We start from the raw sequence: 21,404 nt of genomic DNA on the forward strand, positions 1-21,404 counted from the left end.
CTCCATTTCATTTAATGGCAAACCGCAAGACGGCTGATCTTCGACCGCCTTGCAGCTCATAGACCGGATTAGTCTAAATTATCTTCTGCGGTTTCGAAGTTTTGGATGACATCGTCTTTTTCATCTTCCACTTGTTCAGCAGCTTTCTTTTCTAATTCTTTGGCAGTTTGCTGTTCGGCAAATTTTGTCAAAGCATCAACAGTGATCAAATCGTCGTCTTCATCGTCCATGTCGCGAAGTTCGATCTCTGTTTCTTCGATATCCAAGACACGCATGTCCAGACCTAGTGATTGCAATTCTTTCACCAATACGCGGAATGATTCCGGTACACCTGGTTTTGGAATTGGTTCACCCTTGACGATTGCTTCGTATGTTTTCACACGTCCGACTACGTCATCTGATTTGTATGTCAAGATTTCTTGTAAAGTATAAGCCGCACCGTAAGCTTCCAGTGCCCATACTTCCATTTCACCAAAACGTTGTCCACCAAATTGAGCTTTACCTCCCAATGGTTGTTGTGTAACCAATGAGTAAGGTCCGATTGAACGTGCATGCAATTTGTCATCGACCATGTGAGCAAGTTTGATCATGTACATCACACCGACAGACACACGTCCATCAAATGGTTCACCTGTACGTCCGTCGTACAGAACAGTTTTCGCATCGCTGGCCATACCGGCTTCACGAACTGTTTCCCATACGTCTTCATCACTTGCACCATCAAATACTGGCGTTGCTACGTGGATACCTAACTGACGTGCAGCCATACCCAAGTGTAATTCCAATACTTGTCCGATGTTCATACGTGAAGGCACCCCTAAAGGATTCAGCATGATATCGATTGGTGTTCCATCAGGTAGGAATGGCATATCTTCTTCCGGCATAATACGGGATACAACCCCTTTATTTCCGTGACGACCGGCCATTTTATCCCCTTCATGGATTTTACGTTTTTGAACGATATAAACACGAACTAACATGTTTACGCCTGGTGACAATTCATCTCCAGCTTCACGAGTAAAGATTTTCACATCGTGAACGATCCCGCCGCCGCCATGCGGTACACGTAATGATGTATCGCGGACTTCACGAGCTTTTTCGCCAAAGATCGCATGCAATAGACGTTCTTCTGCAGATAATTCTGTTACCCCTTTTGGCGTGACTTTCCCTACAAGCAAATCGCCATCTTGGACTTCTGCACCGATACGGATGATGCCCATTTCGTCTAAATCTTTCAATGCGTCTTCCCCGACATTAGGGATTTCGCGTGTGATTTCTTCAGGTCCTAATTTTGTATCGCGGGCTTCCGATTCATATTCTTCAATATGAATAGAAGTGTATACGTCATCTTTTACCAAACGACGGCTCATGATGATCGCATCTTCATAGTTGTACCCTTCCCAAGTCATGAAACCAACTAAAACGTTTTGACCTAGAGCCATTTCGCCTTGTTCCATAGATGGTCCGTCTGCCAGAGTATCCCCTTTTTCGACTTTCTCACCCAAATGAACGATTGGACGTTGGTTGTAGCTTGTTCCGGAGTTTGAACGACGGAATTTTGTTACATCGTATTTATCTAATGCACCGTTGTCGCGGCGTACACGGATTTCAGAAGCATCAACGTATTCAACGACACCGTCATGTTTACATAACAAAGCAGCTCCTGAGTCATGCGCTGATTTGTATTCCATACCAGTACCAACCCATGGTGCTTGAGGATTGATCAACGGCACTGCTTGACGCTGCATGTTGGCACCCATCAAGGCACGGTTGGAGTCATCGTTTTCCAAGAAAGGAATACATGCTGTCGCAACGGCAACTACTTGTTTAGGTGATACGTCCATGTAGTCTACTTTATCAATAGATACTTCTAAGTTTTCACTTTGAGCACGAGCCATAACAACGTCTTGAGCAAATGTTCCATCTTCATTCAATGGGCTGTTTGCTTGGGCTACGATGTAATGGTCTTCGATATCAGCTGTCAAGTAGTCGATTTGGTCAGTAACACGACCTGTTTCACGGTCTACACGACGATAAGGTGTTTCGATAAATCCGAATTTATTTACTTTCGCATAACTGGACAAACTATTGATCAACCCGATGTTTGGGCCTTCAGGAGTTTCGATCGGACACATACGGCCATAGTGGGAGTAGTGAACGTCACGAACTTCATAACCGGCGCGGTCACGAGTCAATCCGCCAGGTCCTAAGGCTGAAAGACGACGTTTGTGTGTCAATTCGCCAAGAGGATTTGTTTGATCCATGAACTGTGACAACTGAGAAGAACCAAAGAATTCTTTGATACTTGCCACAACTGGACGGATATTGATCAATTGTTGAGGTGTCAATGTTTCAGTATCTTGGATCGACATTCTTTCACGAACCACACGTTCCATACGTGCTAGACCGATACGGAATTGGTTTTGTAAAAGTTCACCGACTGAACGGATACGACGGTTTCCTAAGTGGTCGATATCATCGACATTGCCGATACCTTCCATCAAGTTCAAGAAATAGCTCATTGAAGCAATGATGTCGGCTGGACGAACCGTTTTTACAGCTGCTTCTGGATAGCCGTTTCCGATCACGTTTACTTCACGTTCAGGGTCTCTTGGTGAAAATACTTTGATGACTTGGACAGTCATTGGATCTGTGACCACACCGTCTTCTGATGGATAGTAAGTCACTGAATTTAGGCCATTATCAATGAAAGGAGCTAGTGTTTCCATGACTTGGTGAGTCAGAACTGTTCCTTTTTCAACGATGATCTCGCCTGTTTCTGGATCAACTAATGTTTCAGCTAATGTCAGATTCAATAGACGTGTTTTCAAATCTAATTTTTTGTTTACTTTGTAACGACCAACGTTTGCTAAGTCGTAACGTTTTGGATCGAAGAAACGAGCATTCAGCAAGTTACGTGAGCTGTCTGCTGTTTTTGGTTCGCCTGGACGCAAACGTTCGTAAACGTCTTTCAAACCTTCTTCTGTTCTTGAGTCGCTTGCGTTTTTATGCAAGTCTTTTTCGACTGTATTGCGTAATGTTTCGCTGTCACCGAAGATTTCAAAGATCGTATCATCGGAACCAAATCCTAACGCACGAACTAATACGGTTAAAGGAATCTTACGTGTACGGTCGATACGTACATAAGAGATGTCTTTTGCATCAGTTTCCATTTCTAGCCAAGCGCCACGGTTAGGGATAACAGTAGAACCGAATCCTTCTTTTCCGTTTTTGTCGACTTTTCCATGGAAATAGACACCTGGTGAACGGACTAACTGAGAAACGATTACTCGCTCTGCCCCGTTGATGATAAATGTTCCTTGTTCTGTCATTAATGGGAAATCACCGAAGAATACTTCTTGTGCTTTGATTTCGCCAGTCTCGCGGTTTGTCAAACGCAATGTTACATGTAATGGTGCAGAGTAGTTTGCATCATGCGCACGAGCTTCTGCTACTGTATACTTTGGTTCTTTCAATTCATAATCTACAAATTCCAAAGATAGATTGCCATTGAAGTCATCGATTGGCAAAATGTCTTCAAACATTTCTCTAAGTCCCTCATCTAAGAACCATTGGTAAGAGTCTGTTTGAATTTCGATCAAATTTGGTAATTCCAACACTTCACTGATTCTTGCGAAACTTCTACGTTCGCGATGTTTTCCGTATTTTACTACGTGTCCAGCCAAGCTCTTCACCCCTCTAAAATGTCATTCAAAAAGACTACCCGATCGATTGTTACAATAATATTTCAAATATTATTTTTAGGTAACAACAGACATTTTTTGCGGCTTTTAGGCAAAAAAAAACCAAAAATAGAACATTCTCTTGAAACCTTACTTCGTGAGCTTCTACTTTTGTTTCCTTATATTAAAGCCGAAACGGACAATATTTCGTTTCTGCCTTTTCTTCATCAGATAGTTTTTGCAACTTCATATATTACACTTATTTTCTATAAAAGTCAACACTTCCTGGCGTTTCTTCTGCTTTTTCGCAATATTTTCTTAATGTTTTCAATTTTATGTTTTCAATTATCTGACAATTCTTAATTGACAGACCTTTTTATCTCGGTTATACTTTAGAAAATTCATCTTGTGGAGGAACTTCTATGCGAACCAACATCAACAAAATCGCACCAACACAACTGAATAACTTTTACTTTAGCTACTTTAGATAGGTTTATATTCATCATGATGGATACAAACGTTAAACGACAGTTTGTATCTATGATGGCTAAAGAACTTTGTATTGCAGCAAAAAGCCACGTAGACAAAATGCTAAGTGGCTGAGCAGTGAAAATACAAAGTAAAAGTATCAAGCATTCTACTTTTTCAATTTATTTTCCGACTTTTCAATCCATTTGGACATTTTGTCTGAATGGATTTTTTGTTTCCCAAAATTAAGGAGGAAAAAGAAATGAAAAAAAATATAATCATCGGATTAGGCGCTGCCCTGCTACTAGCTTTAGGAGGTTGCGCACAAAAAGACAATTCCGCAGAGGCATCAGATGGACAAAAAACAATTGGCGTATTGCAACTTGTACAACATAACTCGTTAGACGCTGCCTATAAAGGATTCAAAGAAGGATTAGCAGAAGAAGGGTATAAAGAAGGCGATAATCTAACAATCGATTATCAAAATGCCCAAAACAATCAAGACAACCTGAAAAGTATGAGTGAGAAACTCGTCAAAGAAGATCCTGATTTGCTACTCGGGATCGCCACTCCAGCAGCACAATCCTTATTAAATGAAACAACCACTATCCCGATGACTGTCACAGCGGCCACAGACTTGGAACAAGCCCATTTAGTCACATCCAATGAAAAACCTGGCGGCAATGTGACTGGCACGACAGATATGGTGCCAATCGAAAAACAAATCGGCTTACTGTTAAATATCGTGCCAGACGCCAAAACAATCGGCATCATGTATAACAACGGTGAAGCAAACTCTAAGATCCAAGCTGATTTGGCAGAAAAAGAATTGAAAAAAGCGGGCGTCAAAGTCAAAGTACTGACAGCAAATTCCACAAATGATGTCCAACAAGTGACGAAAAGTCTAGCTAAAGATGTAGATGGAATCTATATTCCTACTGATAACACGTTCGCAAGTGCGGCAAGTGTTGTCGGTGAAGTCGCAAAAGAAACAAAAACACCTGTCGTTGCTGGCGCAGTTGATCAAGTCAAAGACGGCGGTCTAGCAACAGTAGGAATCGACTACGAAAGCTTGGGCAAACAAACAGGGATCATGGCAGCAAAAATCTTAGACGGCAAGAAGCCAAGTGAACTTCCTGTCGAAACAGCGAATGATTTGGAACTGTATGTCAATAAAGACATGGCCAAAGCATTAGGCATCAATCCAGACAGCATCAAAGAAGCTGAATAAAACACAGGAGGATTCTCATGACAAATTTGCTCTCTCTTTTCTTATCATCTGCATCGCAAGGGGTCTTATGGGCCCTACTTGCGATTGGTGTATACGTCACTTTCCGTATCTTGGACATTGCCGACTTGACTGCTGAAGGAAGCTTTTCTTTAGGTGCAGGGATCGCGGCAGTAAGTATTACAAATGGCTATCATCCATTGACAGCTTGTCTTCTAGGCTTTTTAGGGGGTGCGGCAGCAGGGCTTGTTTCCGGACTGCTTCACACAAAATTGAAAATTCCCGCCCTTCTTGCAGGGATCATCACCATGACTGGTTTATATTCTGTCACATCCCGTGTGATGGGTGCGCCGAACATCTCTTTATTGGGTCAGCCAACGATCTTTCATTGGGTCGAGTCATTCGGCATAACAAAAGACAACGCTGTACTGATCGTCGGTCTGCTTTTTGCTTTGATCGTTGTATGTTTACTTGTTTTGTTCTTACGTACAGAAACAGGACTTGCTATTCGTGCAACTGGCGATAATCTGGCAATGAGCGAAGCAAACGGGATCAACACAGATAATATGAAGATCATCGGTTATATGATTTCTAATGGATGCATTGCTCTTTCTGGCTCCTTGCTTGCGCAAAACAACGGCTTTGCTGATTTGAATTCTGGTATTGGAACGATCGTAATTGGACTTGCTTCTATTATCATCGCAGAAGTTTTGTTACGTAACCAACCACTATTTCTCCGTCTCTTGACTGTCGTTTTAGGTGCGGTCATTTACCGTTTTATTTTAGCGTTAGTCTTCGAACTGAATGTTGAACCAAGTGATTCGAAACTTGCTTCTGCTTTCGTGCTAGTGATCTGTCTTTCTTTCCCGCAGATCCAGCAAAAATTCCATTTACCTCAAAAAAAGAAAGGCGGTAGTGTCAAATGAATGACGTCTTAACATTGGAAAATCTCCATCATACCTTTGAAAAAGGAACGATCAACGAAAATCATGTCCTGAAAGGCATTAATCTTTCCTTAGATCCCGGCGACTTCGTGACGATCATCGGTGGAAATGGGGCTGGTAAATCTACTTTGCTGAACAGCATCGCCGGTACATTTTCTGTCGATCAGGGACAAATTTTATTGAATGGAAAAAATATCACGAAAAAATCTGTTGTCGAACGTTCGAAATCCATCAGTCGCGTATTCCAAGATCCTAAACTAGGGACAGCCGTTCGTTTAACGGTAGAAGAAAACCTCGCTCTTGCTATGAAACGAGGAAAAAAACGCGGCTTCTTCCGTGGTGTCAAACCACAAGACCGAACATTTTTCAAAGACCAGCTGGCTCGGCTAAATTTGGGTTTGGAAAATCGTTTATCCTCAGAAATCGGTTTGCTGTCTGGAGGACAACGTCAAGCTATTACGCTGTTGATGGCCACATTACAGCGTCCAGAACTGATTTTATTAGATGAACACACTGCAGCGCTTGACCCTGCTACTTCCAAAACGGTGATGGAATTGACAGAAAAGCTGATCACTGAGCAGAATCTCACTGCTTTTATGGTCACTCATGACATGGAAGACGCGATCCGCTATGGGAATCGACTGATCATGCTACATCAAGGAAGGATCGTCGTAGATATCCAGCAAGAGGAAAAACAGCAGCTCACAGTGCCCCAATTATTAGCGTTGTTCAAACAAAACAGCGGCACGGCATTAAAAGACGATCAAGTACTTTTATCTTCATAATCAGAAAGAGGCTGGGACAAAAAATGAACGCCCACCCTCTTCTTTTTTCTCTTTCCTTCTTTCGTTTTTGCTTTATGTATCAACCGTTGTTTCTTCGAAAACTATTTTGTTCTCTCCTTCTTCCTGATAGAATGGATGAGAAAGGAGCTTGATGCCATGACAACGAAAGACAAGGTACTTCAATTATTGAAAAAGACACCAGATTTTCTTTCCGGAGAAAAGTTGGCACAGCAACTGGAAGTTTCCCGGACAAGTATTTGGAAAGCCATCAAAGAATTGGAAAAGGCAGGCTATCGTTTTGAGCACGGGCCTACAGGGTATCGTTACCTGCCCTCTGACGTACTAGATGCAAAAGAAATCCAGCAAGAGCTACGGTCGTTTATTCCTGATTTGAAAGTACAAACGATGTTGACTTCTGAATCTACGATGAAAGATGCCAAACTGACAGCAGCTCAAGGAGATTCTGTTTCGAAGTTATTTGTTGCTGATACACAAGAACAAGCTCGTGGACGTTTTGGACGGCCTTTTTTCGCTGAACCTGGACGAGGAATCTACATGAGTCTCTTGCTCCATCCAGACAAACGGTTTGATGAATTGCCTCAATATACGATCATCGCAGCCAGTGCCTGTGTGAAAGCCATTGAATCTGTAACCGGTCGTTCTGCTTCGATCAAATGGGTCAATGATATCTACATGGATGGAAAAAAAGTCTGTGGGATTTTATCTGAAGCAGTCAGTGATATGGAAAGCGGCAGGATCAGTCATATCATCATTGGGATCGGGCTTAATTTTTCTGTTCCTCAAAATCATTTTCCAGCTGATCTCCAAGAAAAAGCCACCTCTGTCTTTCCCGACGGACAAGCTAGTGTCACAAGGAATCAGCTAATCAGCAAAATTTGGCAAGAATTGTTCACTTATCTTTCTCACCCAGAAAAAGCGTTGGACTTCTATAAAGAAAAATCATTCGTATTGGGAAAAACCGTGTCGTTCAATCAAAAAGGAACGACTTATGTCGGTCTTGCAAAAGAAATCGGTGATCATGGCGAATTGATCGTCCAAACAAATGAACAGGAGATGAGTTTGTCTTCTGGCGAAATCAGTCTCACATCTATCCGTACGCAATAATATCAGATTTCACAAAAGGACACCTGATCTCATACAGTGTCCTTTTTTCTGAATTCTCTTCAAAAGACTCTCCTTATTCTATCAGCTGACAGTTTCTCTATCCTCTAGAAAAAGGTGTTCTAAAAATATCTATAAAGCATGGTACACCTTCTTTAAATGAATCAATGCAAAAAACAAGAGAGTCATTAGTTTACACGATCAAAAGAGATAGCAGGCCGCTTCCTTTTTCGATCTTATAGATAGACCATGGGTAACGATAAAAACAAAAAAGAACTTGCGACTTATTTTGCCGTAAGTTCTTTTTTAGCTAGTGCCTTAATCTCTTAATCCCAACAAACGTCTCGCATAGATCACCTGACCAGAGTGCATAGCAGCATCATCAATAATAGAAACGAGACGCATTCCTCGTGTGACTGGTGGTGTCCAGTTCTCGTCAATTACTTCATCTAGCTCGGAAGGTTCCAGCCTTCTTAAGTAAGAAATAGCAAAATCAGCAGCTCCTCGCAAGTATCCTAGCAGATCTTCTATTTGATTAGCTTGGATCTGCTTTGCTTGTTCCAGACTGTGCTTCCAATCTTGTTCGTTATCTGCTATCGTCATCGGAAACCGGCTTTCCCAGTCTTGACTATGCCAAATTGGAGAGGTTCCTGCTAAATCAGCAATCTGGAAATCTAATTCTCGAGCGGTATGCCAAGCCAGCCAAGTCATTGATTTGATCTGCGGTGCTCTATCTTCCACTGGAAAACGATTGGCCTCCTCAATAGAGACGCCTTCAAACAAACGTTCAAACCGATCATATGCCCGATCCACACTCTCGCATAGCATATCTAAATAATCCATTTATTTTCCTCCTTTTTATTTATCCTACTTACTTTTTCCTAATTCTAGGATACCTACTTATATGTTACTACACACCCTTATTTTTTACACTTTAACAGTCACCATCATCAATAGTTTGGAGATTGAAAGAAAAAGAGTATAATAGGAAAATGTTTGAAAGGAAAGGAAGGGGAAAAATGAAAAAAAGGGCAAGTTTACTAGTCCTAGTTGCTTTGTTGTTCAATATCTTTTCGTATGGTGTGGCTGGATTTGAGTCAATATCTTGGACACATTTTAGTAGAGACGGTTAAGCCATTTTTTCTTTTGCTAATTCTTCAAATTCCTGTAGGGTTAGATAGTGAATCGAGCTATGGATTCGATTTCGGTTATAAAATCCTTCAATGTAGCTAAATAGCGCTCGATTTGCTTCTTCAAAATCTGAGTAGCTAGTCGTGTAGACTTCTTCTTTTTTCAATGAGGCATGGAAAGATTCGATTCCAGCATTATCATAAGGTGTTCCTTTTCTACTATAAGAATGCCTTATTTTGTTGGTTTTAAGCCATTGTTCCACTTCTCTTGCTGTGTATTGGCTGCCCAAGTCAGTGTGTAGAATCATTCCTTTTGGAATGTGATAATGTATTTTTGCTTTATTCAATGTTTGAATGACACAATCCACAGTCATTCGTTTTGAAAATGTATAACTAATAATTTTTTTCGTGTGTAAATCCATGATTGAAGATAAGTAACACCAACCATTTTTCTTAGTAGGAATGTACGTAATGTCAGCTGCCCATTTCTCACAGATCGTTTCAGTAGAAAAGTCCTGATTTAAGAGATTCTCTTTTGAAATGATCGGTTTATTAGACCTTTGAGGTCTATATTTTTTAACTACAATCGACCTTAAATTTAATTGTTTCATTAGCTTTTGGACATGTTTAAGAGATACTGAAATCCCTTCTTTTAATAAAACTTGATGGATCTTTGTGGCACCATAGCGTTGTTTATTCGTAAAAAAATTGTTGAAATCTTCTTTTTCAACTTATTATTTCTGATTTCTGTAGCTGTCAACGGTTTATTCTTATAAAAATAATAGACACTTCTAGGGATTTCTAATAACCGACACAACAAAGAAACAGTGTAATCCTTACACCATTTTTCAATAAATTGAACAAGCGAATTTAGGTTTTCCGAGAGAATATGGCTGCGGCTTTTTTTAAGATTTCAAGTTCCTCATTTAAACGAGCATTTTCTTTTCTCAGTTCAGCTACTTCTTTTCCAGTCAGTCCTGTGGACTGATCAGGTAAATATAAATTCTTCCATTTGTAAATCGTTGCTTCAGATAAGCCATATTCTTTCGCTAACCCTCGAACAGAACGTCCAGTTTGATTCAGTTCAACAATCATTTGTTTAAAATTTTCTTCATATCGGGTCATAAAAATTCATCCTCTCGTAGATAAGTTTAATTTATTCTTGTCTCTACGAAAAGCTGTCTAAGATTTGATACTAACACCAGCTCAGATTCATCTACCACTACAAGTGATAGTACCGATACATCAGCTTCAAGCGACAGTACAGATACAACCTCTACCACAAGTGATAGCTCAGATTCATCAACTTCAAGCGATAGTACAGATACTACCTCTACCACAAGTGATAGCACGGACACGTCAGCTTCAAGTGACAGTACAGATTCATCTACCACTACAAGTGATAGCACGGACACGTCAGCTTCAAGTGACAGTACAGATTCATCTACCACTACAAGTGATAGCACGGACACGTCAGCTTCAAGTGACAGTACAGATTCATCTACCACAAGCGATACACGTCATGCAAGTGTCTCCTTCTCAAAAACAAGTTCGGATAACAGGACGAACTTTAACTTAACTAATAAAACAAGCAATGACAATGGAAACAAATCAAAAAGAGCACTTCCTAAAACTGGAAGTCAATCGAATAATTGGATAACACTCGCAGGCGTTATATTACTTGTAATCGGTTTAAGAATCACTTTTATGAGTTATAAGAAATCGAAAAGGTAAAAAAATATTCAAGATAAAAAAGAGCAACGTCGCTAACGGACGTTGCTCTTTATTTTTGCTTTTTATCATAAATACAAGAACTACAATTCAATTTGTCAAAAAACACGTAGATTTCCTTCTGAGAAATTTATTTACGTATCGAACCTTTCCCTATTCAGTCTTTGCGATCCAAAATCAGTTGGGTAAGGGAAAAGAGATTCTCTTTTGTTCGAAGAGAGGTGGCAGGTAATTTCTTTATTTCCTTCAAAGCCTTTTCTGTGTAAGAGGCCGCTAACTTCCTAGCTTCTTCCACGCCTACTGTATGTTCAACGATTTTGCGTACGGCGTTGACATCTTCTTCTGTCATTGCCGCTTTCTTCTCTAAATAAGGTAGTAGCTTTGGTTTGTTTTTTTGCAAAGAGTAGATCAACGGTAAAGAATAGACCCCTTGACGCATGTCTTCTAGTACAGGTTTGCCGATTTCCTGGCTCTCTTTTGTATAATCTAAAATATCATCGATAATCTGAAAGGCCATCCCTATAGAAAGTCCGATATCTCCTGCTTTTTTTGCGAAGCGCTCGCTTGTTCCACTTTCAAAAGCGCCAACAGAACAACTTAATTGGAACAGTTCAGCTGTCTTACCTGAAATATTTTCCAAATATTCTTTTACAGAAAGTTCATAATTATAGCGATCATCCATCTGCCCTAATTCGCCATTCAATACTTTTTCCATACTGCGAGAATTCAATTGGAGACTTTTCAAGGAAGTGGAGTAATCAGACAATAGTTTAAAACAGCAGACAAATAAATAGTCTCCTGCATAGACAGAAACGACATTACCAAACTGACTACGGATATTAGGCTGACCACGTCGCAGATCCGCTTCATCAACGATATCATCATGGATCAGTGTGGCCGTATGGAGCATTTCGATAGAAGCTGCCAAAGCGATGGCTTTGTCTCGATCTTGCTCTGGTCCAAATTGTGAGAACAATAGCTGATAGGCAGGACGCAACAGCTTTCCGCCGGCATGGATCGTTTCTTTGATTGCTTGTTCGACAGGTTTGTTTTTCAGGCGGACAGTTTCTTCCATCCGTTTTAGTGTTTCTGTCAATTCTTTACTTAAAGCAGGATAGTTTTCCCACATTGGATGTAGCTTCATAAAAAAACTCCTTGTGTGACGATTATTTTTTGGTAAACATTGGGCTCCATTTTTGTTTGGTTCCCTGCTCATAATCTTTTTGGAATCGTTGAAGTGTCTGCACATGTCGTAAAAGATAATTCGCTGCGATCCCGATTGCAATCCCTGATAAAATCCCTAAAACTGAAAGGACTGGCAAGTACAACATGACTGTCCATGATTGTGCAATGAAAGAAGCCATCAAAAGCTGTCCGACATTATGCATGAAACCGCCGGCCGCACTAATTCCGATGATACTGACACGTTTTGGTCCTAATTGCTTGACCAATAACATTCCAAAATAACTAAGCAAAGCACCACTCATACTATAAAGGAATGTGGAAATCGTTCCGCCTAGCAAAGTAGTCAGGAATAGTCGTAGCCAAAGTAGTAAGAAGCTGTCTCGTTTTTTCATGGTAAAAATGGCAACAATCGTGATTAGATTGGCTAAGCCTAGTTTTGCACCAGGCGCAAAAGAAAAAGGATAAGGGATCATATTTTCCAATAAACCAATGATCACTCCTTGTGCAACAAGTAGCGAAATATAAATCATTTTTTGTAATTTACTCATGGTGTGTGAAGGTCTAATAAATCAGACTGTCTTCGTCACCCCCATCTGTTGATCGGACCTCGATCACTAATTTATGTGGTAAACAAACAATGGTTTCGCCATTTTTCGTTGCCCAGCCTCGACGTACGCAGATCTGGTCATCGCAATCTGCTTCTTTTATCCGTACTCGATCGCCATCTATCTCGATCAAGTTATAATCTCCGTGTTCATCTTTGTAAGTATATGTGTAGCTCTCTTCTCCAGCCATCAAAGGGAATGTTTTGATTTCTGTGCCATCCACACGCAGTACCGCTTCTTTTTCTGCTGTTGCGGTGTTTTGCTGAAGACCAAAAATCATGACTGGTAAAAAAGAAAGAACAGTCAAAAGCAAAATAATAAAAACATCCCAAGGTTTGAGCAGACTTTTTTCAGCAAATTCTTTAAGGCTCATTTTTGTTCTCCTTTTTCCAGATTAACTCACCCAATTTTAGCATAAAAACAAGAGGTTGTGACACCTGTGTCTTGCTTTGAGTAATAAGAACGAAGAATAGAAAACAGCTTTCCATGTTTTCTAATTCTTTGGGCTTATTACCGAGAAGCAGCAGGTGGAACACCGTTTATAACAAGAGGTTGTAACAGAGGTTGTGACACCTATATCTTGCTCATGGAGGCTTATCTCGGGCATCTTATTCCTTTAATTTGGCTCTATACTTTTTGATGTTGGTGGATGACACCAGCATCTTTTTTATTTTCCAAAACATATAGAAAAGACACCTTGAAATCCTTTAGAATTAATTTGGCGAACCAACCCAAAAGGAGGAATCAAGATGTCTTACACTCACCTTATCAAAGAAACATTAGATATTCTAGACTTATCAGTTACTTTTAACGAAAATTGTCTCACAAAAGAAAAATACAAAGGGCAAATCTGTCATATTTATCGTGGAAACTTGATTTATACAGCCCAAGAATGCATCCACTGTAAACACCAGATTGCTTCAGATATTGTGCGTTGGGGTACAACAACCGTCCGGTTGTTAATGAACGATGTTTCTGAATACCGTACCTACCTCGAATTGAAAAAGCAACGCTTCAAATGCAAAGCTTGTCAGCGGACCTTTGTCGCAGATACTTCTGTTGCGAAAAAACATTGTTTCATCAGTGAGAAAGTCCGCTGGTCTGTCGTGACTCGTCTGAAAAAAAATACCTCAATGACAGAGATCGCCGCTCAGAAAAATCTATCGGTCTCTTCTGTTTACCGTATTATGAAGCGATTTTATCGTCCGTTGAATCCTTTTCGGACACCGTTACCTAAGGTACTTTGTTTTGATGAATTCAAATCAGTTCGGGGTGTTTCAGGTGCTATGAGTTTCATCATGATGGATGGACAAACACAGCGCTTATTGGACATTGTCGAGAACCGACAACTGCCTTTTTTAAAACGTTATTTTAGTCATTTTTCACGAGAAATTCGTGAAGCGGTCGAATGGATCGTGATTGATATGTACGCTCCTTATGTATCGCTCGTTAAAAAGCTGTTTCCAAAAGCACAGCTGATTATTGACCGGTTTCACATCGTCCAACATATTGGTCGTACCTTTCGCAATCATCGAATCAAAGAAACGAACCAACTATTAAAAAGCAAAGAACAAAAACACTATCAATTAGGTAAGCAATTAAAAAGATACTGGAAACTTCTTCAAAAAGATGAACGCAAGCTTGATTATACTCGACGCCTTTGGCGACCTGGCTTCAAAGCTCATTTAACAGAGACCGATATTGTGGATCGCTTACTGAAAGGGAGCCCTGCTTTGCGTGTAGGCTATCAGTTATATCAAGACTTTCTTTACGCTGTAAAGGAACGAGACTACGTATCGTTTGAAGAACTACTTACCAATAATATCATGCTTCCCGAAGGCTATCAGACGACCTTGAGAACGTTCCAGAAATTTCTGCCACAAATCAAAAATGCTTTACAACAAAGTTATTCAAATGGCCCACTTGAATGTCTGAACAACCATATCAAAGTGTTAAAACGAAATGCATATGGCTTTCGTAGCTTTTATAATTTCAAATTGCGCATCATGATTCGTCATGGCAACGCATTGATTTTCAACTAAAAAAGATCAAGAGGAACTGATCCACTTGATCTCCAATTATTCTAAGATTTCTCTTTACCAACATCATTTGACAAAGAGCCTTTAATTTTACATAAAAAGGGGCTGTGACGGTTTGTCTCAGCCCCTTTCTATTGAAATCTTGCATTCAAGTAAAGTTGTTCATCTATTTTTGTCTATTTATTTCTTGCCGTACTGGGAACTTGGTCTACCGTACCACCAATTACCTAGTGTACGTTGTAGCCATGGAATTACCCAGCGATCCAACCCAATCGCACGTCCGGAACCGTTCATCAATGCGAAAGCAACAAAAATGAACCAAATGTTTACCCAGTAAAACATGCCTGATAAGCAGAACGTGATCACCAATACAATCGTTGTCGCACTGCATAACCATGTGAATAATCCAGCAATCAATGCTAATGCCAAGGCAATTTCAAAGAATACCATGAATTTTTGGAAGAACATTGCTACATCATTGTTTGGCATGATCACTTGCATGATCTTTGTGAACCAGTCTGGTGACTTCTCAATCACAGCCATTGGTTCTTCACCGTATGCATAACTCAAACCAAAATGTGCAGCTTGAGTCGCTGCTTCTCCAGCACTGGCCCCTGCTCCGCTGGCAGCTGTCGTTGCGTCCCCAGCAGCAGAAGCACCACTGGCAACATCTGTTACATTGTATTCCCATGTCCAAGGGAACACACTGTTTCCAGTGAACCATGATCCTTCACCAAACCAAGTACTTGGTTTGAACACTTCACCATTCCCAATGATTTTTTTGGAGGCTTCAACGAACCAAACTAAACCATAGAAAATACGAAGTGGCACACTCCATAAGACGTTGCCGTAACGAGAAGAATGTCCTCGAGTCACGTTGCGATCATCTTTGATATGGAAAAACTCATGCATTAAATATTGGAACATATAATAACCAGAACGAATATCAAAGAAATATTTCAAATTAACGATATGTTTCATCACGATAGCTAAAAATCCACTTAGATGAATCTTGTCAAATAAATTCGCCACACCCCATTTGGCTCCAATAGAAACCATAAATCCTTGATAGTTCCCTTTGAATTTGTGCTTTTCTCCACCTTTGATCGAAGCCACGATATTCGCTGCAGCCGTGTGTCCTGTTTGTTCAGCAGCTTGAACGATCTGCGGTGTCGGTGTTCCTGGGAATTCTTCATAAAAGACTAAATCACCAATGATATAGATGTTTTTATCTTCGTAGCCTTTTGCCTGCATATATTCATTGGCGATCAACCGCTGTCCGCGTGCTGATTCTAATCCAAAGTCAGCAGCGTCAGAAGTTCCTTTGACACCAGCTGTCCAAATCAGTGTGTGAGTCGGAATGTTGCGTCCGTCTTTCAATTTGATATGATCAGCAGCCACTTCTACGATTGGTGCATTCAATAATAATTCCACGTTGTGCTTACGCAAATAGCGTTCAGCTTTTGCAGCATCATTTCGATCCAACATATTCAAGATCGTCGGCATTGCCTCTACGACCATCAGTGTGATTTCGTTTGGATCTAATTTATAATCTTTGGCTAGGCGATTTTTCCAGTCGATCAGTTCCCCAATCATTTCAATACCGGTAAATCCAGAACCACAGACAACGAAAGTCAGCATGGCTTTACGCAGTTCATCATCTGGTTCCAATGCAGCTTTTGCTACTGTCTTCTCAATATGTTCCCGAATCCTTACAGAATCTTCAAATGACCAAAGGGTGAATCCGTGTGCTTTGACACCAGGTGTACCAAAGTCATTCGGCTCTCCGCCCATTCCAAGGATCAGCTGATCAAAAGGATAGGAACCTAATTTGGTCTTGACGATTTTCTGTTCTTTATCGATACCGATTACAGTGTCTGTGACAAGTTGTACATTCTTTTGACGAGCAAACAAATGCTGCAGATCGTATTGGATTGCTTCTGGTTCTACACGTCCGCCAGCTACTTCATGCAACTCGGTCATCATAGTATGGTACGAATGACGATCGATCAGAGTAATTGCTACATCTTCTTTTTTCAGTTTCTTTGCCAAGTATTTTGTAGCTGAAACACCGGCATATCCTGCTCCTACAACGACAATATTTTGCTTTGCCATTGATCATCCGCTCCTTATAGACTATCTATATAATGAATATATGATAATTCTTTTAGTTTGATACTTATTACACAATCTCCATATATTATATAGATGTTCTGTTCTTTTGTCTAACTCCTTTTGGATTTTTTCAAATTTTAAAATAAAGAGTTTTTTCACGAAATTTGCTGAAAGAAAACGTTTGAAATATTACATGGGTTATTTATCAAAAATAGTTGACTTATAGGCTAAAAAGATTAGAATGTATAATGAATCACAAAGAAAAATTGTGGACTAAAAATGGAATGGTGGGGTATTAAAATGAAGAAAAAACGTTTTGTAACTGGATTTGCCGTATTAGCATTTTCAGCTCTAGTGTTAGGCGCTTGCGGCGCAGATGACAACGGAAGCTCAAACTCTTCTTCTGAATCATCTACAGCACAATCTTCGACTGCAAAAAGCACAACAGAATCATCTGCAAAAGTTGTAGCTGGCGGAGATTTGCAAGACGGTACATATAAATTAGAAGAAAAAAATTATTCAAATGGTTACCGTGCAGTCTTTGAAATGGTTGTAAAAGACGGCAAAATCACTGAATCAAAATATGATAACGTCAATGAAAACGGCGAATCAAAAACAAAAGATGCAGAATACAACAAAAACATGGAAGCAAAATCTGGCACAAACCCAGAAAAATACATTCCTGAGTTGAATGACCAATTCTTAAAAGCACAAAGCGCAAGCGGTGTGGAAGTCGTAACTGGAGCTACTCACTCATCTGAAAGCTTCCAAAACTACGCACAACAATTGATCCAAGCTGCTCAAGCTGGTAACACAGATACAATCGAAATCGACAATGGTGCTGATTTGAAAGACGGCACTTACAAGCTTGAAGAAAAGAACTACTCTAACGGCTACCGTGTGCAATTCGAAATGACAGTTGCTGGCGGCAAAGTAACTGAATCAAACTTTGATTATATCGACAAAGACGGTAAATCAAAACAAGATGATACAGAATATAATGAAAATATGAAAGCAAAAAGCGGTACAGAACCAAAAACTTACATCCCTACTCTGAACAACGAATTCGTCAAAGCAATGGGCGAAGAAGATGGCTCACCTGCTGATGTAGAAGTTGTTACAGGTGCTACACACAGCTCACATTCATTCATCATGTACGCACAACAATTAGTGAATGCAGCTGAAAAAGGCGACACTCAAACAATCGAAGTAGATAATATCGTAACAGAAAAATAATCACATAATCATACTAATAAAAGTTGGAGGGTGGGACGATAGCCAATTAGGCAGTCGTCTCACCTTTCAAAATGAAGAGAGGAAAACAATGCGGAAAAAACTACTATTTTCCTTAATCACACTGGGCATCTCTTTTATGGTGCTAACTGGCTGCACTGATTCAGCAAAAAATACAACCACTGAAAGTACAGCGTCTACCAAAATATTAAAAGATCCGTATTCTGATGAACAGTTCTTGTTAGGGACTTACGTTCGTATCCGTGTGTATGATGAAGGCAAAGAATCAGCATTGAAACCTGCCTTCGATCGAGTAAAAGAACTTGGTGATAAAATCACGATCAATCAAAAAGGTTCTGAGATCGATGAAGTGAATGAGCAAGCTGGGATCAAACCAGTAAAAGTTTCTGATGACGTCTACACGTTAGTCAAGCGGGCCTACGAATATAGTCAAGATTCTCAAGGCGGATTCGATATGGCGATTGGTGCAATCACACAATTATGGCGAATCGGTTTTGATGACGCCAGAAAACCTTCCCAAGAAGAAATCGATCAGGCATTGAAATTAGTGGATTATCATAAGATCGAACTAAATGACAAAGAAAAAACTGTTTATCTAAAAGAAAAGGGAATGATCATCGATTTAGGTGCAATTGCCAAAGGTTACATTACGGACGAAGTAGTGAAAGTCTTGAAAAAACAAGGAGTGACCACTGCCATCGTTGACTTGGGCGGTAATGTCTATGTCTTAGGCCACAGCCCAAGAGGCGAAAACCAAGACTGGACAGTCGGCATCCAAGATCCGAACATGGCTCGCGGATCTGTTTTAGGTTCTATTAAAGAACGGAACAAAACATTAGTTACCTCTGGAATTTACGAGCGTTATTTAGAAGTAGATGGCAAAAAATACCATCATTTGTTTGATCCAAAAACGGGTTATCCGTTCGACAATGATATCGCAAGTGTCACGATCATAACAGATAAATCAATTGATGGTGACGGGTTGTCTACAGCAGTCTTTTCAATGGGTGTGAAAAAAGGACTGGAATACGTCGAAAGCGAATTGAATAACGGGACGGAAGCGATCTTCGTGACAAAAGACGATAAAGTATATGTGACCGATCCAATCAAAGACACCTTCAAATTATCGGAGGACTCCCATTACACGATGGGTGACCGTTCTGAACTAAAATAAGGAGTACGAACCATGACACTAAAAATCTTTTTAGAAGTAGTTGAAATACGAACAAAGGTGGCTAGTGTATTTCCTTTTGCGGTAGGGGTATTATTCTCTATCGCTTTTTTTCATGAGATACATTGGCTAAACACTTTTTTATTTTTTATTGGAATGCTAGTTTTTGATTTGGCGACTACCGCTATCAATAATTACATGGATTATGAAAAGGCTCATTCTGAAGTATATAAGTATGAAGAAAATGTCATTGGCCGCAGAAATCTATCTCCTGTATTGATTCGAAACATGATTTTAGCTATGATTGCATTTGTTTTTGTTATCGGCGTTATTTTAACGATCAATACGGGTTGGCTTTTACTTTTGATGGGATTTATCTGTTGTTTTATTGGAGTATTCTATACATTCGGACCGATTCCTTTATCTCGAATGCCTTTAGGGGAAATTTTCAGTGGGGTGACTATGGGCCTTGGAATTTTTGCCATGGTCGTTTATGTCAATACATTCGGTTCAGATGTCTATGATCTGACAGTCAACTTTTCATCTGGACAATTTGCTTTGGTAGGAAATCTTTGGGCTATAGCAGCAATCGTATTAGCTTCCTTACCCTTGGTGTTTACGATTGCCAATATCATGTTGGCTAATAATTTGCGGGATCTTGACCGTGATATTGAAAATCATCGCTATACACTAGTTTTTTATATCGGACGTCCTGCAGGGACAGTGTTATTCCAACTATTGATGTATGCTTGTTATTTTGTGATTTTGATGGGACTGTTGAGTGGTATCTATGAATGGCCGATCTTGGTCACCTTCTTGACCTTGCCAATTGTGAAGAAGCATTTGGATCAATTCAAGCAAACGTTACCCCAGCCTATCAGTTTCAGCTATTCCATCAAAAATATGGTCTTATTCAATGCCAGTTATGTATTGGGGCTATTACTAACAATCATTATGCAAGCCATTTAACAGTATGAAGAGGTTGTGAAAAAGCTGCCCTGCATCAAGTAATAAGAACAGCCAAATAAAAATAGCTCCTTATATTTTTCGTTTGGTTGGGCTTATTACTCCAGATGCAAGCTTTTGAACACCGTTTATCGAGAGGCTGTGAAAAAGTCGCTTAGTTTCGAGTATTAAGAAAAATTTTGTGAAAATGGCTTTCCACATTTTTGCATAAATTTGGCTTAATACCGAGAAACTGGCTTTTGAACACCGTTTATCGAGAGGTTGTGAAAAAGTCGCTTAGTTTCGAGTATTAAGAAAAATTTTGTGAAAGTGGCTTTCCACATTTTTGCATAAATTTGGCTTAATACCGAGAAACTGGCTTTTGAACACCGTTTATCAGGAGGTTGTAAAATCAGCGTTTTGTCCTGAGTATTAGAGAAACAAACGGAAAAATAGTTCCTCATATTTTGCCGTTTTTTGAGCTAATACCGAAGGACAGCTGATTGAACACCGTTTATCAGAGGTTGTAAAATCAGCGTTTTGTCCTGAGTATTAGAGAAACAAACGGAAAAATAGTCCCTCATATTTTGCCGTTTTTTGAGCTAATACCGAAGGACAGCTGATTGTACACCGTTTATCAGAGGTTGTAAAACCAGCGTTTTGTCCTGAGTATTAGAGAAACAAATGGAAAAATAGTTCCTCATATTTTGCCGTTTTTTGAGCTAATACCGAAGGACAGCTGATTGTACACCGTTTAAGAAAGAGGTCGTGAGTCTGCCGTTTAGCTCCGAGTCGCAAGGAACAAGTTCAAAAAACAGTTTCTCATGTTTTATGAATATTGTGTCTTGTGATTGGGAGTTGGCAGGAGAACACCATTTGTTCGGAAAAAGTGACTAACTATGACACAACTTTTGTCACAGTCCCTTTTTTCACTTGATTTGATTCGTACCAGCGAACTTGACGAGAATTTTCTTGGTTTGGTAACTATATGGTATTCTT

Annotated in this window: 14 protein-coding genes and 2 pseudogenes; 9 read left to right on the top strand and 7 right to left on the bottom strand. The window is 39.9% G+C overall.

Going from position 1 to position 21,404, the window contains the following annotated elements:
• Positions 1 to 68 precede the first annotated feature (68 nt).
• Complete coding sequence (rpoB, locus tag RBL01_RS12390) at positions 69 to 3,686, bottom strand: DNA-directed RNA polymerase subunit beta (RefSeq protein WP_002295964.1); 3,618 nt, start codon at positions 3,684 to 3,686, stop codon at positions 69 to 71.
• A gap of 727 nt (positions 3,687 to 4,413) precedes the next feature.
• On the opposite strand from rpoB, the gene RBL01_RS12395 reads away from it, so the two are divergent.
• From RBL01_RS12395 to RBL01_RS12410, 4 genes are all read left to right on the top strand, one after another.
• Positions 4,414 to 5,382 carry an ABC transporter substrate-binding protein gene (locus tag RBL01_RS12395; RefSeq protein WP_002318800.1) on the top strand — a complete coding sequence of 323 codons (969 nt, stop codon included), beginning with the start codon at positions 4,414 to 4,416 and terminating at the stop codon, positions 5,380 to 5,382.
• Between the two features lie 17 nt (positions 5,383 to 5,399).
• A complete protein-coding gene (locus RBL01_RS12400) occupies positions 5,400 to 6,305 on the top strand; it encodes an ABC transporter permease (RefSeq protein ID WP_002318799.1) in 906 nt (301 codons plus the stop codon).
• On the top strand, positions 6,302 to 7,108 hold the full coding sequence (locus tag RBL01_RS12405; RefSeq protein WP_002328805.1) for an ABC transporter ATP-binding protein: 807 nt from the start codon (positions 6,302 to 6,304) through the stop codon (positions 7,106 to 7,108). Before RBL01_RS12400 ends, RBL01_RS12405 begins: the two co-directional genes overlap by 4 nt.
• 156 nt (positions 7,109 to 7,264) lie before the next feature.
• Positions 7,265 to 8,233 (top strand): biotin--[acetyl-CoA-carboxylase] ligase, encoded by a 969-nt coding sequence (locus tag RBL01_RS12410; protein ID WP_002318797.1) that lies wholly within the window; start codon positions 7,265 to 7,267, stop codon positions 8,231 to 8,233.
• Between the two features lie 315 nt (positions 8,234 to 8,548).
• On the opposite strand, the gene RBL01_RS12415 is transcribed toward RBL01_RS12410, so the two are convergent.
• Together RBL01_RS12415 and RBL01_RS12420 are read right to left on the bottom strand one after the other, a co-directional pair.
• Entirely contained in the window at positions 8,549 to 9,073 is a 525-nt protein-coding gene (locus tag RBL01_RS12415; protein ID WP_002289384.1) for a DinB family protein, read from the bottom strand.
• Positions 9,074 to 9,359: 286 nt separating this feature from the next.
• Positions 9,360 to 10,485 (bottom strand): annotated as a pseudogene (locus RBL01_RS12420) (IS3 family transposase).
• A 66-nt stretch (positions 10,486 to 10,551) separates the two neighbouring features.
• Here RBL01_RS12420 and scm point away from each other — a divergent pair.
• A pseudogene (scm, locus tag RBL01_RS12425) lies at positions 10,552 to 11,094 on the top strand (collagen-binding MSCRAMM adhesin Scm); the annotation flags it as partial.
• Positions 11,095 to 11,248: 154 nt separating this feature from the next.
• On the opposite strand, the gene RBL01_RS12430 reads toward scm, so the two are convergent.
• The 3 genes from RBL01_RS12430 to RBL01_RS12440 are packed head-to-tail and all read right to left on the bottom strand — an operon-like array spanning position 11,249 to position 13,254.
• Complete coding sequence (locus tag RBL01_RS12430; RefSeq protein WP_410779634.1) at positions 11,249 to 12,235, bottom strand: polyprenyl synthetase family protein; 987 nt, start codon at positions 12,233 to 12,235, stop codon at positions 11,249 to 11,251.
• 22 nt (positions 12,236 to 12,257) lie between these two features.
• On the bottom strand, positions 12,258 to 12,824 hold the full coding sequence (locus RBL01_RS12435; protein ID WP_002289378.1) for a Gx transporter family protein: 567 nt from the start codon (positions 12,822 to 12,824) through the stop codon (positions 12,258 to 12,260).
• A 13-nt stretch (positions 12,825 to 12,837) separates the two neighbouring features.
• Positions 12,838 to 13,254, bottom strand: a complete 417-nt coding sequence (locus tag RBL01_RS12440) for a NusG domain II-containing protein (protein WP_002298268.1) — start codon at positions 13,252 to 13,254, stop codon at positions 12,838 to 12,840.
• A 376-nt stretch (positions 13,255 to 13,630) separates the two neighbouring features.
• On the opposite strand from RBL01_RS12440, the gene RBL01_RS12445 reads away from it, so the two are divergent.
• The gene (locus RBL01_RS12445) at positions 13,631 to 14,923 is read left to right on the top strand and encodes an ISL3-like element IS1251 family transposase (RefSeq protein ID WP_000122610.1); all 1,293 of its coding nucleotides are present in this window, start codon (positions 13,631 to 13,633) and stop codon (positions 14,921 to 14,923) included.
• A 177-nt stretch (positions 14,924 to 15,100) separates the two neighbouring features.
• Here the strand turns inward: RBL01_RS12445 and RBL01_RS12450 are convergent, their stop codons facing one another.
• Positions 15,101 to 17,035 (bottom strand): NAD(P)/FAD-dependent oxidoreductase, encoded by a 1,935-nt coding sequence (locus RBL01_RS12450; RefSeq protein WP_002327586.1) that lies wholly within the window; start codon positions 17,033 to 17,035, stop codon positions 15,101 to 15,103.
• 300 nt (positions 17,036 to 17,335) lie between these two features.
• On the opposite strand from RBL01_RS12450, the gene pplA reads away from it, so the two are divergent.
• From pplA to menA, 3 genes are all read left to right on the top strand, one after another.
• Positions 17,336 to 18,271 carry an extracellular electron transfer flavoprotein PplA gene (gene pplA, locus RBL01_RS12455; protein ID WP_033629036.1) on the top strand — a complete coding sequence of 312 codons (936 nt, stop codon included), beginning with the start codon at positions 17,336 to 17,338 and terminating at the stop codon, positions 18,269 to 18,271.
• An 88-nt stretch (positions 18,272 to 18,359) separates the two neighbouring features.
• Positions 18,360 to 19,463 (top strand): FAD:protein FMN transferase, encoded by a 1,104-nt coding sequence (locus RBL01_RS12460; RefSeq protein ID WP_002327584.1) that lies wholly within the window; start codon positions 18,360 to 18,362, stop codon positions 19,461 to 19,463.
• A 12-nt stretch (positions 19,464 to 19,475) separates the two neighbouring features.
• A complete protein-coding gene (gene menA, locus RBL01_RS12465; RefSeq protein WP_002289029.1) occupies positions 19,476 to 20,429 on the top strand; it encodes a 1,4-dihydroxy-2-naphthoate polyprenyltransferase in 954 nt (317 codons plus the stop codon).
• Positions 20,430 to 21,404 lie beyond the last annotated feature (975 nt).

The sequence above is a fragment of the Enterococcus sp. SB12 genome, assembly GCF_030910025.2.
Classification (GTDB): Bacteria; Bacillota; Bacilli; order Lactobacillales; family Enterococcaceae; genus Enterococcus_B; species Enterococcus_B faecium.

What these genes read in the sequence shown, in the direction of transcription:
- RBL01_RS12445 (WP_000122610.1), top strand. Translation starts at nt 13,631, where the DNA reads ATGTCTTACACTCACCTTATCAAAGAAACATTAGATATTCTAGACTTA.
- pplA (WP_033629036.1), top strand. Translation starts at nt 17,336, where the DNA reads ATGAAGAAAAAACGTTTTGTAACTGGATTTGCCGTATTAGCATTTTCA.
- RBL01_RS12460 (WP_002327584.1), top strand. Translation starts at nt 18,360, where the DNA reads ATGCGGAAAAAACTACTATTTTCCTTAATCACACTGGGCATCTCTTTT.
- RBL01_RS12405 (WP_002328805.1), top strand. Translation starts at nt 6,302, where the DNA reads ATGAATGACGTCTTAACATTGGAAAATCTCCATCATACCTTTGAAAAA.
- RBL01_RS12400 (WP_002318799.1), top strand. Translation starts at nt 5,400, where the DNA reads ATGACAAATTTGCTCTCTCTTTTCTTATCATCTGCATCGCAAGGGGTC.
- RBL01_RS12395 (WP_002318800.1), top strand. Translation starts at nt 4,414, where the DNA reads ATGAAAAAAAATATAATCATCGGATTAGGCGCTGCCCTGCTACTAGCT.
- RBL01_RS12410 (WP_002318797.1), top strand. Translation starts at nt 7,265, where the DNA reads ATGACAACGAAAGACAAGGTACTTCAATTATTGAAAAAGACACCAGAT.
- RBL01_RS12450 (WP_002327586.1), bottom strand. Translation starts at nt 17,035, where the DNA reads ATGGCAAAGCAAAATATTGTCGTTGTAGGAGCAGGATATGCCGGTGTT.
- RBL01_RS12435 (WP_002289378.1), bottom strand. Translation starts at nt 12,824, where the DNA reads ATGAGTAAATTACAAAAAATGATTTATATTTCGCTACTTGTTGCACAA.
- RBL01_RS12430 (WP_410779634.1), bottom strand. Translation starts at nt 12,235, where the DNA reads ATGAAGCTACATCCAATGTGGGAAAACTATCCTGCTTTAAGTAAAGAA.
- menA (WP_002289029.1), top strand. Translation starts at nt 19,476, where the DNA reads ATGACACTAAAAATCTTTTTAGAAGTAGTTGAAATACGAACAAAGGTG.
- RBL01_RS12415 (WP_002289384.1), bottom strand. Translation starts at nt 9,073, where the DNA reads ATGGATTATTTAGATATGCTATGCGAGAGTGTGGATCGGGCATATGAT.
- RBL01_RS12440 (WP_002298268.1), bottom strand. Translation starts at nt 13,254, where the DNA reads ATGAGCCTTAAAGAATTTGCTGAAAAAAGTCTGCTCAAACCTTGGGAT.